The sequence below is a fragment of the Agromyces ramosus genome (assembly GCF_030817175.1).
GTDB lineage: Bacteria > Actinomycetota > Actinomycetes > Actinomycetales > Microbacteriaceae > Agromyces > Agromyces ramosus_A.
In genome coordinates this window covers 1,420,928-1,435,308 of sequence record NZ_JAUSYY010000001.1, presented here as the reverse complement: position 1 = coordinate 1,435,308, position 14,381 = coordinate 1,420,928, and the positions used below count along the sequence as shown (strand labels likewise).

At 70.5% G+C, this 14,381-nt stretch carries 16 protein-coding genes; 13 read left to right on the top strand and 3 right to left on the bottom strand.

Going from position 1 to position 14,381, the window contains the following annotated elements; genetic code table 11:
- Positions 1 to 69 precede the first annotated feature (69 nt).
- Positions 70 to 2,436, bottom strand: coding sequence for an arylsulfatase (locus QFZ26_RS06725; protein ID WP_307040467.1), 2,367 nt, complete (start codon positions 2,434 to 2,436; stop codon positions 70 to 72).
- Positions 2,437 to 2,525: 89 nt separating this feature from the next.
- Positions 2,526 to 3,926, bottom strand: a complete 1,401-nt coding sequence (lpdA, locus tag QFZ26_RS06720) for a dihydrolipoyl dehydrogenase (RefSeq protein ID WP_307040465.1) — start codon at positions 3,924 to 3,926, stop codon at positions 2,526 to 2,528.
- Between the two features lie 230 nt (positions 3,927 to 4,156).
- On the opposite strand from lpdA, the gene QFZ26_RS06715 reads away from it, so the two are divergent.
- The 9 genes from QFZ26_RS06715 (at position 4,157) to QFZ26_RS06675 (ending at position 10,896) form a co-directional block, all read left to right on the top strand.
- Positions 4,157 to 5,062, top strand: a complete 906-nt coding sequence (locus QFZ26_RS06715) for a DMT family transporter (protein ID WP_373460752.1) — start codon at positions 4,157 to 4,159, stop codon at positions 5,060 to 5,062.
- A 136-nt stretch (positions 5,063 to 5,198) separates the two neighbouring features.
- Positions 5,199 to 5,558 carry a GntR family transcriptional regulator gene (locus tag QFZ26_RS06710; protein WP_307040462.1) on the top strand — a complete coding sequence of 120 codons (360 nt, stop codon included), beginning with the start codon at positions 5,199 to 5,201 and terminating at the stop codon, positions 5,556 to 5,558.
- On the top strand, positions 5,555 to 6,463 hold the full coding sequence (locus QFZ26_RS06705; protein ID WP_307040459.1) for an ABC transporter ATP-binding protein: 909 nt from the start codon (positions 5,555 to 5,557) through the stop codon (positions 6,461 to 6,463). The genes QFZ26_RS06710 and QFZ26_RS06705 overlap by 4 nt, the downstream gene beginning before the upstream one ends.
- Complete coding sequence (locus QFZ26_RS06700; protein ID WP_307040457.1) at positions 6,460 to 7,227, top strand: hypothetical protein; 768 nt, start codon at positions 6,460 to 6,462, stop codon at positions 7,225 to 7,227. The genes QFZ26_RS06705 and QFZ26_RS06700 overlap by 4 nt, the downstream gene beginning before the upstream one ends.
- Before the next feature lie 145 nt (positions 7,228 to 7,372).
- On the top strand, positions 7,373 to 8,068 hold the full coding sequence (locus QFZ26_RS06695; protein ID WP_307040455.1) for an ABC transporter ATP-binding protein: 696 nt from the start codon (positions 7,373 to 7,375) through the stop codon (positions 8,066 to 8,068).
- Complete coding sequence (locus tag QFZ26_RS06690; RefSeq protein ID WP_307040453.1) at positions 8,065 to 9,396, top strand: FtsX-like permease family protein; 1,332 nt, start codon at positions 8,065 to 8,067, stop codon at positions 9,394 to 9,396. Before QFZ26_RS06695 ends, QFZ26_RS06690 begins: the two co-directional genes overlap by 4 nt.
- 41 nt (positions 9,397 to 9,437) lie before the next feature.
- Positions 9,438 to 9,776: a chorismate mutase gene (locus tag QFZ26_RS06685; protein WP_307040451.1), complete on the top strand. Its 339-nt coding sequence runs from the start codon at positions 9,438 to 9,440 to the stop codon at positions 9,774 to 9,776.
- Positions 9,773 to 10,690: an SDR family NAD(P)-dependent oxidoreductase gene (locus tag QFZ26_RS06680; RefSeq protein WP_307040449.1), complete on the top strand. Its 918-nt coding sequence runs from the start codon at positions 9,773 to 9,775 to the stop codon at positions 10,688 to 10,690. The genes QFZ26_RS06685 and QFZ26_RS06680 overlap by 4 nt, the downstream gene beginning before the upstream one ends.
- Positions 10,687 to 10,896 (top strand): hypothetical protein, encoded by a 210-nt coding sequence (locus QFZ26_RS06675; protein ID WP_307040447.1) that lies wholly within the window; start codon positions 10,687 to 10,689, stop codon positions 10,894 to 10,896. The genes QFZ26_RS06680 and QFZ26_RS06675 overlap by 4 nt, the downstream gene beginning before the upstream one ends.
- An 8-nt stretch (positions 10,897 to 10,904) precedes the next feature.
- On the opposite strand, the gene QFZ26_RS06670 is transcribed toward QFZ26_RS06675, so the two are convergent.
- Positions 10,905 to 11,324 carry a hypothetical protein gene (locus QFZ26_RS06670; RefSeq protein ID WP_307040445.1) on the bottom strand — a complete coding sequence of 140 codons (420 nt, stop codon included), beginning with the start codon at positions 11,322 to 11,324 and terminating at the stop codon, positions 10,905 to 10,907.
- A gap of 165 nt (positions 11,325 to 11,489) precedes the next feature.
- On the opposite strand from QFZ26_RS06670, the gene QFZ26_RS06665 reads away from it, so the two are divergent.
- The 4 genes from QFZ26_RS06665 to QFZ26_RS06650 are packed head-to-tail and all read left to right on the top strand — an operon-like array spanning position 11,490 to position 14,379.
- Complete coding sequence (locus tag QFZ26_RS06665) at positions 11,490 to 12,656, top strand: alcohol dehydrogenase catalytic domain-containing protein (RefSeq protein WP_307040443.1); 1,167 nt, start codon at positions 11,490 to 11,492, stop codon at positions 12,654 to 12,656.
- 44 nt (positions 12,657 to 12,700) lie between these two features.
- Positions 12,701 to 13,402 carry an endonuclease/exonuclease/phosphatase family protein gene (locus tag QFZ26_RS06660; protein WP_307040441.1) on the top strand — a complete coding sequence of 234 codons (702 nt, stop codon included), beginning with the start codon at positions 12,701 to 12,703 and terminating at the stop codon, positions 13,400 to 13,402.
- Positions 13,403 to 13,435: 33 nt separating this feature from the next.
- Positions 13,436 to 13,855, top strand: coding sequence for a pilus assembly protein CpaE (locus QFZ26_RS06655; protein WP_307040440.1), 420 nt, complete (start codon positions 13,436 to 13,438; stop codon positions 13,853 to 13,855).
- Positions 13,852 to 14,379 carry a hypothetical protein gene (locus tag QFZ26_RS06650; RefSeq protein ID WP_307040438.1) on the top strand — a complete coding sequence of 176 codons (528 nt, stop codon included), beginning with the start codon at positions 13,852 to 13,854 and terminating at the stop codon, positions 14,377 to 14,379. Before QFZ26_RS06655 ends, QFZ26_RS06650 begins: the two co-directional genes overlap by 4 nt.
- Positions 14,380 to 14,381: the final 2 nt, after the last annotated feature.

Sequence of the window (14,381 nt, the reverse complement as noted above, 5' to 3'; positions counted from 1 at the left end):
GAACAGACGGGGGCGGATGCCGCAACTTCACGTTGCGGCATCCGCCCCCGTTGTCGTGCCTGGCGGTCGCTACTGCCGCGCCATCGCGACGCGCAGGCGTTCGTCGGGGTCGATCAGGTGCTCGTGGTCGTCGTCGCCGGTGTCGATCTTGACCCAGTGGATCTTGCCGGTGAACCGGCTCGAGTGCGCCGTGTAGTCGGGGCTGACCGACGTGCCCGACTCGTAGCCGATGTCGGTCGTCTCGTCGGCGGAGAAGATCATCGCCTGGGTCGCGCCGACCCGGCCGGTGCCCACCTCCTCGCCGTCGTAGTACAGCGCCACGTCGCCGCCCTTCGCCAGTCCGCCGCCGTCGTAGGCGAACTCCATGCGCACCTGGTGCGTGCCGGCCGGCACCTGCGATCTGGCCTCGGTCGCGAACGACTGGATCCCGAGCACGTTGTAGACGAACTTGGCTGCGCCGCCGCTGAGGAACACGCTCCAGCCGCCGAAGCGACCGCCCTGGGCGATGATGACCCCGTCGGCTCCGCCCTCGGGCACCTCGATCTCGGCGGTGACGGAGAACGACTTGTTCTTGATGCTCACGACGCTGTTCTCCGAGAGTCGCCCCATGCCGGCGTAGAGCATCTGCAACGTGCCGTGGATGAGGGTCGGCCGGCCGGCGAGGTCGGGGTTCAGCCGTTCAGCGCCCCGATCGTCGATGGGCAGCACGTTGTACTTGACCGCTTCGATCAGCCACAGCCGCTGCAGCTCGTGCAGCCGCTCAGGTTGCTCGGCCGAGAGGTCGCGGGCCTGGCTGAAGTCGACGCTGCCGTCGTAGAGCTCCCACACATCGTCATCGAAGGCCGCGAGCGCGCCGCCCGTCATGACCCATGGGGTGCGGTGCTTCGTGACGGCACTCCACCCCTTGTAGTAGATGCCGCGGTTGCCGAACATCTCGAAGTACTGCAGGTCGTGGCGCTCGGGGGTGTCGGGCTCGTTGAAGCTGTACAGCATGCTCGTCCCCTCCATGGGCGACTGCTGCACGCCGTTCACCATCGTCGGTTCGGGCAGCCCGGCCGCCTCGAGGATCGTGGGGGCGACGTCGATGCAGTGCGTGAACTGCGTGCGCAATCCGCCCTTCTCCTCGACGCCGTTCGGCCAGTGCACGATCGTGCCGTTGCGGGTGCCGCCCCAGTGCGACGCCACCTGCTTGGTCCATTGCAGCGGGGAGTTCATGGCCCACGCCCAGCCGACCGCGTAGTGGTTGTACGAGCTCGGCGTGCCGAGCTCGCTCATCTTCGACACCATGAACTCGGGCGTCTCGAGCGCCGCCATGCCGTTGAAGTTCGCCATCTCGTTGAAGGCGCCGTTCACCGTCCCCTCGGCGGAGGCTCCGTTGTCGCCGATGATGTAGTAGACGAGGGTGTTGTCGAGCGCGCCCAGGTCTTCGATGGCGTCGAGCACGCGGCCGACGTGGAAGTCGGTGTGCTCGAGGAATCCCGCATACACCTCCATCTGTCGCTCGAGCACCGGCTTGAGCTCGTCGGGCATGTCGTCCCAGCCGGGGATCTCGTCGTGCCGCGGCGTCAGCTCGGCATCGGCCGGGATGACCCCGAGCTCCTTCTGCCGCGCGAACGTGTTCTCACGCTGCGCGTCCCAGCCGCCCGCGAACCTGCCCGCGTACTTGTCGGCCCACTCCGTGGGCACGTGGTGCGGTGCATGCGTCGCGCCAGGGGCGAAGTACATGAAGAACGGCTTGTCGGGCATCAGCGCCTTCTGGGTGCGCACCCAACTGATGGCGTGATCGGCGAGGTCCTCGGTGAGGTGGTACCCCTCCTCAGCGGTCGCCGGCGGCTCGACCGGCGTGGTGCCGTTGTACAGCGCGGGCTCCCACTGGTTGTTCTCGCCGCCGATGAAGCCGTAGAACGTCTCGAACCCGCCGCCCGCCGAAGGCCACGCGTCGAACGGGCCCATGGGCGACGACTGCCACACCGGGACCTCGTGGCACTTGCCGAACTGCGCTGTCGAGTACCCGTTCAGCTTGAGCGTCGTCGCGAGCGGCGCCTTCGTGTTCGGCCGGAGCGAGCTGTTGCCCGGCGCCGAGGTGGCGGTCTCGGTGATGCTGCCCATGCCGACCGAGTGGTGGTTGCGGCCGGTCAGCATCGCCTGGCGCGTCGGCGCGCACAGCGCGGTCGTGTGGAAGCGGTTGTACTTCAGCCCGTTCGCGGCGAGCCGCTCTGCGGCTGGCATCTCGCACGGGCCGCCGAAGGCGCTCGATGCGCCGAAGCCGACGTCGTCGATGAGCACGATCAGCACGTTGGGTGCGCCCTCCGGTGGCACCAGCGGCTCGATCGGCGGAAAGGCAGTGTCGGGATTCTTCGCGTCATACGTGGTCAGACCCGGCGCAGGCAGGTCGGGAATCGGAAGCATCGTTCGCGCGTGACGATCAGGATTCATGTGCGTTCCCCCCAGTGGATATGCCTGATCGCAACCTACTCCCGACAAAGGTGCGAGGGCGAGGGTTCCTCAATGACCAGACAGGGAACTCACATGTTGATCATGTGGCCGGCGAGCCCGTGGAACGCCTCCTGCAGCGCCTCCGACAGCGTCGGATGCGTGTGCACGTTCCGGCCGAGCTCGAGGGCGCCGAGGTCCCATTTCTGGGCGAGCGTGAGCTCGGGGAGGAGCTCGCCCACGTCGGCGCCGATGAGGTGACCGCCGAGGAGCTCGAGGTACTTCGCGTCGGCGATGAGCTTCACGAACCCGGCCGGCTCGCCGAGCCCCTGCGCCTTGCCGTTCGCCGTGAATGGGAACGTCGCGACCTTCACGTCGTAGCCTTCGTCGCGCGCCTGCTGCTCGGTGAGGCCGAAGCTCGCCACCTGCGGCTGGCAGAACGTGACGCGCGGCATCATGCGGTAGTCGCCGAGCTCCATCGTCTCGGCATTGCCGATGGTCTCGGCGGCGACCACGCCCTGCGCCTCGGCGACGTGCGCGAGCATGAGCTTCGCCGTGACGTCGCCGATGGCGAAGATGTGCGGCACGTTCGTGCGCATGAACTCGTCGATGCCGATCGCGCCGCGGTCGGTGAGGGCGACTCCCGTGGCCTCCAGCCCGAAGCCCTCGACGTTCGGCGCGAAGCCCACCGCCATGAGCACGCGGTCGACCTCGAACGAGCCGGGCTGGTCGTCGGCGCCCGTGTACGTGACGGTGACGGATGACCCGTTGTCGGTCACCGTCTGCACCTTCGTCGAGGCGAGGATCGGCACGCCGAGCTTGCGGTACTGCTTCGTGATCTCCTTCGAGACGTCGACGTCTTCATTGGGGAGCGCGCGGTCGAGGAACTCGATGATCGTCACGTCGACGCCGTAGTTCTTCAGGACGTACGCGAACTCCATGCCGATGGCGCCGGCGCCGACGATCGCGATCGAGCGCGGAAGCTCGCGGGCGAGGATCTGCGACTCGTACGTGACGATGTTCTCGCTCAGCTCGACGCCGGGCAGGAGCCTCACGCGCGAGCCGGTCGCGATGATCGCGTTCGCGAACGTCAGCGTCTCGGTCGATCCGTCGGCCTTCGCGACGTCGATCGTGTTCGCGTCGCGGAACGTGCCTCGGCCGTCGAACTCGGTGATGCCGTTCTTCTTCATCAGGTAGTGCACGCCCTTGACGCGCCCGTCGGCGACCGTGCGGCTGCGGTCGAACGCGACGCCGTAGTCGAACGTCGCGTCGCCCGAGATGCCGAAGGTCGCGGCTTGCGTGTGGAAGATGTGGGCGAGCTCGGCGTTGCGCAGGAGCGCCTTCGAGGGGATGCATCCGACGTTGAGGCACACCCCGCCCCAGTACTTCTCCTCGATCACCGCAGTGCGGAGCCCGAGCTGTGCGGCACGGACCGCGGCGACGTACCCGCCGGGTCCGGCGCCGAGGACGACGACATCGAAATGGCTGGTCATTGCGCCAGCCTAGGCGCGTGCGCGGCCGAGCGGCAGGGTGGATCCAGACCCGAGGCGGCCGCGACTGCCGACCTCCGGCGGATTCCGGACAAGCACCTCCGCGGGCATGTCCGCGCGTCGGTGGGCGGGCGTACGCTCGACCGGTGAGCACCACCACCGCACCGAACCCCGTCGCCGCGGCATCCGCCCCGAACCGCCAGCGGCTCTCGACGTGGGTGCAGTTCCTCGCGATGGGCGTCGTCTGGGGGGCGAGCTTCCTCTTCATGAAGGTCGCCCTCGACGGCGTCTCGTTCGGACAGGTCGCGTGGTCGCGCACCGTGCTCGGAGCACTCGCGCTCGGGGTCATCGTGCTGATCATGCGTCCGCGCGTGCCCCGCGCCGACGGCACGCCGGGGCCGGTACTGCCGCGCGAGCGAGTCGTGTGGCTGCACTTCCTCGTGGTGTCGCTCACCACGTGCGTCATCCCGTACCTGTGCTTCGCGTGGGCCGAGCAGTACGTCTCGTCGAGCCTCGCGTCCATCTACAACGCGACGACGCCGATCATGACGGCGCTCATGGCGACGCTCGTGTTCCGCGTCGAGCGGCTCGGCCTCAGCCGCTGGGCGGGCGTCGGCGTCGGCATCGCCGGGGTGTTCGTCATCATCGCGCCGTGGCAGTACCAGGCCCTCACCGGGAGTCTTGCGGGGCAGCTCGCCTGCCTCGTCGCCACCCTCTGCTACGGCTTCACCTTCGGCTACCAGCGCCGGTTCCTCAGCCAGCGCCCCATCGCCCCGGCCACGTTCGCGTTCCTCTCGATCGGCGTCTCGGCCGTCGTCATGCTCGTGCTCACGCCCTGGCTCGCGCTCTCCCCGATCGAGCTCGACTGGGCCATCGTCGGGTCGCTCCTCGCGCTCGGCATCCTCGGCACGGGGCTCGCCTACATCTGGAACATCAACGTGCTCCGCGCATGGGGGCCGACCGGCACCTCGACCGTCACCTACGTGACCCCGGTCGTGGGCGTCGCGCTCGGCGTGATCCTGCTCGGCGAGCGCTTCTCGTGGCACGAGCCCGTCGGTGCGGTGCTCGTGCTGCTCGGCATCCTGCTCGCACAGGGCCGGCTCCGGATGCCGCGCCGCCGCGTTGCCGCGACCGCCTGATGCTCCTGGTGCCGCCTGGCGCTCACCCTGGCACCGCGAGCGCAACTCGCACTTGACACGACGGCGCCGCACATGGTTGGTTAGTTACACAAGTAATGAACCAACCAAGTTCATTCACATCAACAGATAGGCCGGCATGGACGAATCGCGTCCGATCTTCATCCAGATCGCTGAACAGGTGGAGAACGAGATCATCGAGGGCTCCCTCAAGGAGGACGAGCAGATCCCCTCGACGAACGAGCTCGCGTCGTTCTACCGCATCAACCCGGCCACCGCATTGAAAGGGGTGAATCGCCTTGTCGACGACGGCATCGTGGCGAAACGGAGGGGGATCGGCATGTTCGTGACCCCGGGAGCCCGCGCCCGCCTCATCGAACGTCGACGGGCCGACTTCGCCACCGAGTACATCAGGCCACTCATCATCGAAGCCGAGAAGCTCGGCATCGGCATCGACGAACTCGCGGGGCTGCTCCGCGCGGAAAGGATTCAGTCATGACCCGCACCGTGGTCCGAGCGAACGGACTCACCAAGCGCTACGGCTCATTCACGGCGGTCGACGCCGTCGAGCTCAAGCTCGAGGAGAACCGCATCTACGGGCTCCTCGGGCGCAACGGCGCCGGCAAGACCACGATCATGCAGATGCTCACGGGGCAGTTGTTCCCCGATGCCGGCGAGCTCTCGGTCTTCGGACGCGAACCCGCCGAACATGCGGATGTGCTCCGCCGTATGTGCTTCATCGCCGAGTCGCAGCGCTACCCAGAGGACTTCACCCCAGCGCACGTCTTCAAGTCCGCGCCGTGGTTCTTCGAGCACTGGGATGCCGCGTTCGCCGAGCAGCTCGTCGCCGACTTCCGCCTCCCGCTCAAGCGCCGCATCAAGAAGCTCTCGCGCGGGCAGCTCTCGGCCGTGGGCGTCATCGTCGGACTCGCCTCTCGCGCGCCGCTCACCTTCTTCGACGAGCCCTACCTCGGGCTCGACGCGGTCGCGCGGCACATCTTCTACGATCGGCTCCTCGAGGACTACGCCGAGCACCCGCGCACCATCGTGCTCTCGACGCACCTGATCGACGAGGTCGCGAACCTCCTCGAGCACGTGATCCTCATCGACCAGGGCCGCATCCTCTTCGATCGCGATGCCGACGAGCTGCGGGGGTCGGCCACGACCGTCGCCGGGCCGCGCGCTGCGGTCGAGTCCTTCGTGGCCGACCGGCCCGTCATCGGACGTGAAGGCCTCGGCGGACTGGCATCCGCCACCATCGACGGCCGACTCGACCAGGGCGACCGCATCCGGGCGGCCGAACTCGGCCTCGAGCTCGCACCCGTCTCGCTGCAGCAGCTCATCATCCACCTGACCGGCACCGACCTGCGTGCCGACTCGACCGAAGGGGAGGTCGCCGCATGACCGCCGTGATCGATCAGCCGATCGTGCGCACCGAGGCCCGCTCGCGGGCCCACGAGATCTGGCGCATCGTGCGCCTGCACTGCGTCAACCCAGCGATCTTCTTCGGGGTGCCCTGGATCATCCTCGGCTCCGCGTGGGCGATCATGATGATCATCGGGCTCATCATCACGGGCGCGGGCGGGCCCGCCGACGACATGCAGGAGGGCATGCGCTACAGCTGGGCGGTGCTCTCGCCGCAGTGGTACCTCGTCGTCGTCGGCGTTCAGGCAATCGGCCTGACGTTCTCGTTCGCGCTCGGCTTCGGCGCGACCCGGCGCGACTTCTGGCTCGGTACGGCCATCATGTTCGGCATCGTCTCCCTCCTGAACGCGATCGCGATCGCCACGCTCGTGCAGATCGAGAAGGCGACCGACGGCTGGGGCGTCGGCATCGCCATGTTCGACTCGCTCTGGTACGGGCAGCAGGGCTGGCTCACCGACTTCTACACGACCCTGGCCCTGCAGCTGCTCGTGCTCTTCATCGGAGCGAGCGTCACGACGGTCTACATGCGGTGGCGCATCCGCGGCATGATGATCGTGCTGTTCAGCGCGATCGCGCTCCTCCTCGCCTTCATCGCCATCGCGACGTTCAGCGGCAGCTGGCCGGCACTGTTCGAGTGGTTCGGCAGCATCGGCATCATCGGGGTCTTCAGCATCGTGCTGGCACTCGCGGTGGTGTGCGCCGTCGGCGGATACCTCGTGATCCGGCGGGCAACGCCGCGCTGATCTCCGGTGCATGAGGCCGCGGCGCGGCATCCGGTGGGGGCCGGATGCCGCGCCGCATCGTCATCCGCCAGGATGACGCGAACGCGACCGGGATACCGCCCGCGGCCGACGCGCCGCACCGCGCGGCGCGGGCAGGCTCGAGATCATGAGTTCCTTCGTGATCGAGGCATCCGGCCTCAGCAAGTCATTCGGCTCGACGCATGCGCTCGCGGGCGTCGACCTCTCCGTGCGCACCGGCGAGTCGGTCGCCATCATGGGTGCGTCAGGTTCGGGCAAGACGACGCTGCTGCATTGCCTCGCGGGCATCACCCGCCCCGACGCCGGGGCGGTCGCGTTCCAGTCCGGGGGCGCCGGACGCGTCGACGTCACGGCGCTCAGCGAGCGCGAGCGGTCGCGGCTGCGGCGCGAGGCCTTCGGGTTCGTGTTCCAGCAGGGACTGCTCATCCCCGAGCTCACCGCCGTCGAGAACGTCGCACTCGCCCTGATGCTGAACGGGATGCCGCGCGCCCGCGCCGAGGAGTACGGGCGGGGCTGGCTCGCCGCGCTCGGCCTCGCCGGCATGGAGGACCGCCGCATCGGGCAGCTCTCGGGCGGCCAGGCGCAGCGCGTGGCGATCGCGCGGGCGCAGGTGACCGGGGCATCCGTCGTCTTCGCCGACGAGCCGACCGGCGCGCTCGACTCGGTCACCTCGGCCGACGTGATGGGCGCACTCATCGACTCGACCGTCGGACAGGGCCGCACGCTCGTCGTGGTCACGCACGATGCCGTGGTCGCGGGCCGGTGCTCGCGTATCGTCGACATGCGCGATGGCCGCATCGTGGGCGAGCGGGTGCCGGCATGATCGCCCGGGTCGCGTGGCTCCTCGCCCGCCCGGGAACGGCGGGCCTCGCGGCGAGCATGCTGCCCGTCACGGCGTTCGCGATCGTGACGGCGCTGCTGCTCACCGTCACCGGCGGCGCCCAGTCGTTCTGGACCTGGACCGACGACACCGCGGTCACGTATCAGGCGCTCGCCGTCGTGGCGCTGGCGCTCCTCGTCGTGCCACTCGCCTCGCTCGGGGGCGCGGCGGCACGACTGTCGGCCCGGCGCCGCGACGACCGGCTCTCGACGCTCCGCCTCCTCGGCGCGACGCCCGCGACGGTGTCGGCGCTCGCCGTGCTGGAGTCGGCCGTGCTCGCCCTCGCCGGCGCCGTGATCGGCGTCGGCGTGTACTTCGCGCTCGTGCCGCTCATCGCCCTCATCCCGTTCCGCGGCGACGCGCTCGGCGTGGCCGGGGTGCTCCTGCCGTGGCAGGTGCTCGTCGGCGTGCCCATCGGCGTCACCCTGCTCGCCATCGTGAGCGCCGTGCTCGGACTCCGCCAGGTCGTGATCTCGCCCCTCGGCGTGCGCACCCGCCAGGAGGCACCGCGTCTGCACTGGCTCCGCCTCGCGATCGGCGTCGTCGTGATCGCCGTCGCGTTCCTCCTGATGAGCGCGCTGCAGGTGGCCGGTTCGGCGCTGGTCATCCTCGCGATGCTCGCGCTCGCGTTCGGCGGCGCCGTCGCGGTGCTGAACCTCATCGGGCCGTGGGTCATCCGCCTCGTCGCGCAGGGTCAGGCGAAGCGCGCGAAGACGCCCACGAGGCTGCTGTCGGCACGGGCCGTGCTCGAGTCGCCGAAGGCGGCGTGGCGGCAGGTCTCGGGCGTCGCGATGACGAGCTTCATGGCGGTCTTCGCCGGCACGGGCGTTGCGGTCGTCGGCTCATTCGGGGAGGCGGCGGATGCCGCGAGCCTCGAGCTCTTCGGCGACATCCGCACCGGCATCCTCATCACGGTGATCGCCTCGTTCCTCATGGTCGCCTGCTCCGTCGGCGTGAACCAGGCTGCAGGGATCCTCGACCGCGGAGAGCTCTACCGCTCGCTCGGGATGCTCGGCATGCCGACCGAGACGATGGATGCCGCGCGCCGGCGCGCCGTCATGTCGCCGCTGCGCATCACGGCGCTCGGTTCCGCCGTCACCGCGGCCGTCGTGATGCTGCCCCTCACGGGCGTCACGCTCATCGTCGCCCCGCTGTCGCTCGTGGTGATCGCGGGGGTGCTCGCCGCCGGCATCGGCGTCGTGTGGATCGGGCTGCTCGCCACGCGTCGCATGCTCGCGCGGGCCGCGGCGGAGGCCGCGGCGACGGCCTGAACGGGCCCGCGGCGCGTGGCGAGCGCGGGTAGGCTTTCAGCATGACCGACGGGCCATTCGACGAACGGGATGCCGCCATGAGCGAGCTCCTCGGCATCCGCTCCAGCATCGACAACATCGATGCGGCCCTCATCCACCTGCTCGCCGAGCGGTTCAAGTTCACACAGCAGGTGGGTCGCCTGAAGGCGGAGCACGGCCTGCCGCCGAGCGATCCCGACCGCGAGCGGCGTCAGATCGCCAGGCTCCGGGCGCTCGCGATCGACGCCCACCTCGATCCGGCGTTCGCCGAGAAGTGGTTCAACTTCGTCGTCGCCGAGGTGATCCAGCATCACGAGGAGCTGGCGAACGGCAGCGGCTCCGGAGCATCGGGCGAGCTGTGAACTGGTACCCGCCCCCGTTGCTGTCGCAGGCCGGCCGCCGCTTCCTCGTGACCGGCGCGAGTGCGGGCGTCGGGTTCTTCACGGCCGCGAGGCTCGCGGGCGCCGGAGCGCACGTGGTGCTGAGCGCACGCAGCCCCGAGCGGCTCGAGGCGGCGGCAGCCGCAATCCGCGGCGCGCGGCCCGGTGCATCCGTCGAGACGCTCGTGATCGACCAGTCGTCGCTCGAGTCGGTGCGCGCCGGCGCCGCAGCGCTGACCGCCGGCCCGCTCGACGGCGTCGTCGCGAACGCGGGCATGGTGCACACCCCGGGCGCCCGGCTCGAGTCCGCCGACGGCAACGAGCTCGTGCTCGCCACGAACGTGCTCGGCCATTTCGCGCTGCTCGCCCGCGTGCTGCCGCTCCTCACTCCCGGTGCGCGCGTCGTGCTGCTCGGCTCGCTCGCGACGCGGCTCTCGACGTTCCGCGTCGACGACCTGCAGCTCACGCTCGGCTACGACTTCTGGCGGGCGTACGCGCACTCGAAGATCGCGATGCAGGTGCTCGGGTTCGAGCTCGACCGGCGATTGCGGGCGGCGGATGCCCCGGTGTCGAGCCTCGTCGCCCACCCGGGCTACTCCATCAGCGGACGCACGCCGCGGGTGCCCGGCGTCAACGAGCCCGACGCCCGCACGCGCTTCGCCGACTCCCTGCAGGCCGCGTGGTCGCAGGGCAAGCACCGCGGCGCCGAGGTGACGCTGCACGCGCTCACCTCGCCGGCAGCGATCGGCGGCCAGTACTGGGGGCCGCGATGGTGGATGAAGGGCGAGCCGGCGCTGCACACGCCGACGCGCACATCGACCGATCCTGATGTCGGCGCGCACTTCTGGGCGTTCGCCGAGAACGCCACGGGTGAGTCCTTCACGGTCGGCGCGTGACCGAGCCCGTCGATCGGCCGTTCTTCTCGCGGCCGAAGGTGCGCCTCGTGCTCGCCCGGGTCAGTGTGTCCATCGGCATCGCGCTCGCGATCATCGGCGTGCTGACGGCGCGCTACGGCTGGCTCTTCGCGGGCCTCATCGTGATCGGGCTCGGCGCTGCGCTCGGACCGGCACGGATCCGACCCCGCCGCTCGCGGCGGGAGTGAGCCGCTCGTCAGCTCGGGAGCCGGCTCGAGCCCGGCTCGCTGCCGCCCTCGGGTTGCAACAGCTCGAGCACGTCGCGGGTCGGCGCGGCGGGGCATCCTGACCACTCGACCTGGAAGCGCTGGCCGAACAGCAGGCTGCCGTGGGCGTCACGCGCGGCGAGGGTGACCGTCTCGGGACGGTCGGTGGCGAGTGGCACGATCCAGCTGCCGTTGCTGTCGTCGTCGGCGCCGGGCTCGAGGTCGCGCACCTCGTCGGCGCACCCCGACCAGCACTGCACGGCTGCGACGCCCGGCTTCACCGCGTGCACGGTGACCGTGGCGGATGCCTCATCGGGTGCGCACTCGGCCGGTGTGCAGCCGCCCGTGGCGAGCGCGAGCGCAGCGGCGATCGCGATCGCGAAGACGGAGACGGTGCGGTCCCGGCGCATGCGACCACGGTAGTCCACCCGGCGCTCCGCGGGTCCGCCGCCTGCCGCGAGCGGTTCACCTCCCGGCAACCGCCGGTCCGCTCGCCGTTGTGCGCGGCTGGATACCGTGAGCCGTCAGATGAACACGCGCCCGACCGGCGCGGAGATGACGAGGGGCGAGGCGCGATGCACACGGTGGTGCGAGTGGGTGAGTGCGACGTCATCGTCAAGCCGTCGCCCGTCGCCATGGCGTGGAACGAGCCCGGCCGGCCGCACGAGGCGCTTGCGGCACCGGGGGTTCGGCTCGCGACGGGGGAGTCGCTCGTGGAGGTGGAGCTCGCGACGATCTGCGGCTCCGACGTGCTGACGGTGCGCGGGCAGCGTGCGGCGCCGACCCCGCTCGTGCTCGGGCACGAGGCGGTCGGCCGCGTCGTGGCGGTCGGCGAGGCCGCCGCTCGCGCCGACGGCACGCCGCTCGAGCTCGGCGACCGCGTCGTCTGGTCGGTAGGCGCGAGCTGCGGCACGTGCGATCGCTGCCGCCGGGGCCTCTCGCAGGCGTGCCGCGCCATCGCGAGGTACGGGCACGAGCGCGTGCATCGTGGCTGGGAGCTCTCGGGTGCGTTCGCAACGCACGTGCAGCTGCGCGCCGGCACCGTGGTCGTGCGTGTCAGCGAGCAGCTTCCCGCGTCCGTCGCGGCGACCGCGTCGTGTGCGACGGCGACGGCGGTGGCGGCGCTCGACGCGGCATCCGCCCGGGTCCCGCTCGACGGAGCCCTCGTGCTCGTCACGGGCGCCGGCATGCTGGGCCTGTCGGTGACGGCGCTCGCGAGCGAAGCCGGAGCCGAGGTGATCGTCTCCGATCCGGATGCCTCGCGGCGTGCCTTCGCCCGCCGGCTCGGGGCCGCCACGAGCGACCCGGCCGCGCGCCCGGGCTCGCTCGAGCACCTCGACGTCGCGCTCGGAACCGCCGCGTCACCGGAGGTGCTCGTCGCGATCGAGGCATCCGGTGCCGCTGCGGCCGCGCGCACCGCGATCGACGTGATCGGGGTCGGCGGTGTCGTCGTTCTCGCCGGCGGCGACCGCAGGGGCGGCGACCGCCGCGACCGCCCCGAACTCCCCATCGACCCTGAGGCGCTCGCCTCCCGGCTCGTCACCGTGACGGGAGTCCGCGGCGCCACGGCTGACCAGCTCACGCGGGCGGCCGCGTTCCTGGAACGCTCGTGGCGGGTCCTGCCGCTCGACGAGCTCGTCGGTGCGACGCATCCGCTCGCCGAGCTCGATGCCGCACTCGAGGAGGCGGGCACCGGGTTGCACGTGCGCGTGGGCGTGGCGCCGGGACGGCGCACGGCGTGAACAGGCATTGCCAGTGGGCGACGGCGACATAGGCTGGTCCGTACATGAGAGTGATCAGCTACAACCTTCGCAAGCACCGGGCCAGCGGCGAGCTCGTCGGCATCGCCGAGCGCTACGAGCCCGACGTGCTCTGCCTGCAGGAGGCCGACACGCGCGAGCTGCCGTCGCACATCCACTCGCTGCAGCTCGCCGACTCGACGATGCGCAACCGCTTGGGCCTGGCCGTCTACTACCGCGCCGACCGCTACCGGGCGGTCAAGGTGCAGACCTTCGTGCTGAAGAAGTCGCTCCACGATCGTGTGCTGCGCCCGGCTCACGAGCGCCTCATCGGCGTGCGGCTCTTCGACCTCGCCGAGCAGCGCGAACTGATCGTCGCGTCATTCCACGCGGCGCCACTCACGGCGCTCAACTCGCTGCGACGTCACCAGATCAAGTCGGCGCTCGGGGAGCTGCAGCTGCTCGGGCCGGGCCTCCCGACGCTCATGGTCGGCGACTACAACTACCCGATCTTCAAGGAGAACCTCGGCGAGAAGGTGCGTGACACCGGCTACGAGCTGACCCTGAGCGACAAGCGCACGTACACGCGCTACAAGTTCTTCCGCGGGCACTTCGACCTCGCGACGTCGGTCGGCCTCGACATCAGCGGCGTCGAGACCCTGAAGCGCGGGTCATCCGATCACATGCCGATCCTCGTGAGCGCGACCTACAGCGAGCAGGCCCAGCCGCGGGCGGCGGCCGCGAGCTGATCGCGTGAGTGAGCCCGAGGCGGCGCGCACGCCATGATCAGCCGGGACCTCGCGATCGCGCTCCGGGATGCCGGACTCACGTGGCATCCCGAGTCCGGCGACCGGTTCCAGCTCGACCTCCCCGACGCCGTCGAATCCGAGGTCGAGGCCGACGTCTTCACGGTGAGCGACATGACGATCGAGGCGCATCGCTACCCGACCGGCACCATCCTCGGCTTCAACGGCACCACCGAGTGGGCGCTCGACTCGGTCGCGCTCGCCGACGCCGTGTGGCTGCCACGCGAAGACCAGCTGCGGGAGCTGCTCCGATCGACCTTCCGCGCGCTGCGGCGGCTCGACGACGCCTTCGAGGTCGAGGTCGAGATCGCGGGCGATCGGCGGCGGTTCGAGCATCCCGACGTCTCGGAGGCCTACGGCCGGGCGCTGCTCGAACTCATCGGCAGGTCGAGATGACGGATGCCCCTGAGCCGTCGCTCGCGCGAATCGCCGCGCTCGCCGGCGCTGCGGTCGCCGCACTGCGCGCAGGCGCGGCCCGCACCGAGACCCTCGCCGACCTCGAGCCCGAGCGGCGGGTGCTCGGCATCACCCGTGCCGCCCGAATGGTGCCCCGGGGTCGCGTGTGGCGGCTCGGCGTGCTGCTGCTCGACGACGCGGGCGACGTGCTCGCGGCCGGTCGCGTCGTGCGCGCCGAGCGTCCCGCTCGGCGGAGCGTCCCCGCGGCGACGGTCGCCGAGCAGCGCGCGCTTCGCGCGGCCGCCGTCAAGGGCGGCATCCCGGAAGGGGAGACCGTGAACTTCGATGCGAGCGCGATCGACCTCGACGAGCTCGCGCGCGCCGGGGCATCCGGACCGCTCGTGCTTCGCGACGGTGAGGTGTTCGTGCGCTGGAGCCCCGCACAGCCCGATGCGCTCACCGCGCTCGACGGGTATCTCGCCGACCGCGTCGACCTGCTCGTGCACCCGCCAGCGGGCGCCTGACC

Coding starts and splice junctions, on each gene's coding strand:
- QFZ26_RS06725 (WP_307040467.1), bottom strand. CDS start 2,436: ATGAATCCTGATCGTCACGCGCGAACGATGCTTCCGATTCCCGACCTG.
- lpdA (WP_307040465.1), bottom strand. CDS start 3,926: ATGACCAGCCATTTCGATGTCGTCGTCCTCGGCGCCGGACCCGGCGGG.
- QFZ26_RS06715 (WP_373460752.1), top strand. CDS start 4,157: ATGGGCGTCGTCTGGGGGGCGAGCTTCCTCTTCATGAAGGTCGCCCTC.
- QFZ26_RS06710 (WP_307040462.1), top strand. CDS start 5,199: ATGGACGAATCGCGTCCGATCTTCATCCAGATCGCTGAACAGGTGGAG.
- QFZ26_RS06705 (WP_307040459.1), top strand. CDS start 5,555: ATGACCCGCACCGTGGTCCGAGCGAACGGACTCACCAAGCGCTACGGC.
- QFZ26_RS06700 (WP_307040457.1), top strand. CDS start 6,460: ATGACCGCCGTGATCGATCAGCCGATCGTGCGCACCGAGGCCCGCTCG.
- QFZ26_RS06695 (WP_307040455.1), top strand. CDS start 7,373: ATGAGTTCCTTCGTGATCGAGGCATCCGGCCTCAGCAAGTCATTCGGC.
- QFZ26_RS06690 (WP_307040453.1), top strand. CDS start 8,065: ATGATCGCCCGGGTCGCGTGGCTCCTCGCCCGCCCGGGAACGGCGGGC.
- QFZ26_RS06685 (WP_307040451.1), top strand. CDS start 9,438: ATGACCGACGGGCCATTCGACGAACGGGATGCCGCCATGAGCGAGCTC.
- QFZ26_RS06670 (WP_307040445.1), bottom strand. CDS start 11,324: ATGCGCCGGGACCGCACCGTCTCCGTCTTCGCGATCGCGATCGCCGCT.
- QFZ26_RS06665 (WP_307040443.1), top strand. CDS start 11,490: ATGCACACGGTGGTGCGAGTGGGTGAGTGCGACGTCATCGTCAAGCCG.
- QFZ26_RS06660 (WP_307040441.1), top strand. CDS start 12,701: ATGAGAGTGATCAGCTACAACCTTCGCAAGCACCGGGCCAGCGGCGAG.
- QFZ26_RS06655 (WP_307040440.1), top strand. CDS start 13,436: ATGATCAGCCGGGACCTCGCGATCGCGCTCCGGGATGCCGGACTCACG.
- QFZ26_RS06650 (WP_307040438.1), top strand. CDS start 13,852: ATGACGGATGCCCCTGAGCCGTCGCTCGCGCGAATCGCCGCGCTCGCC.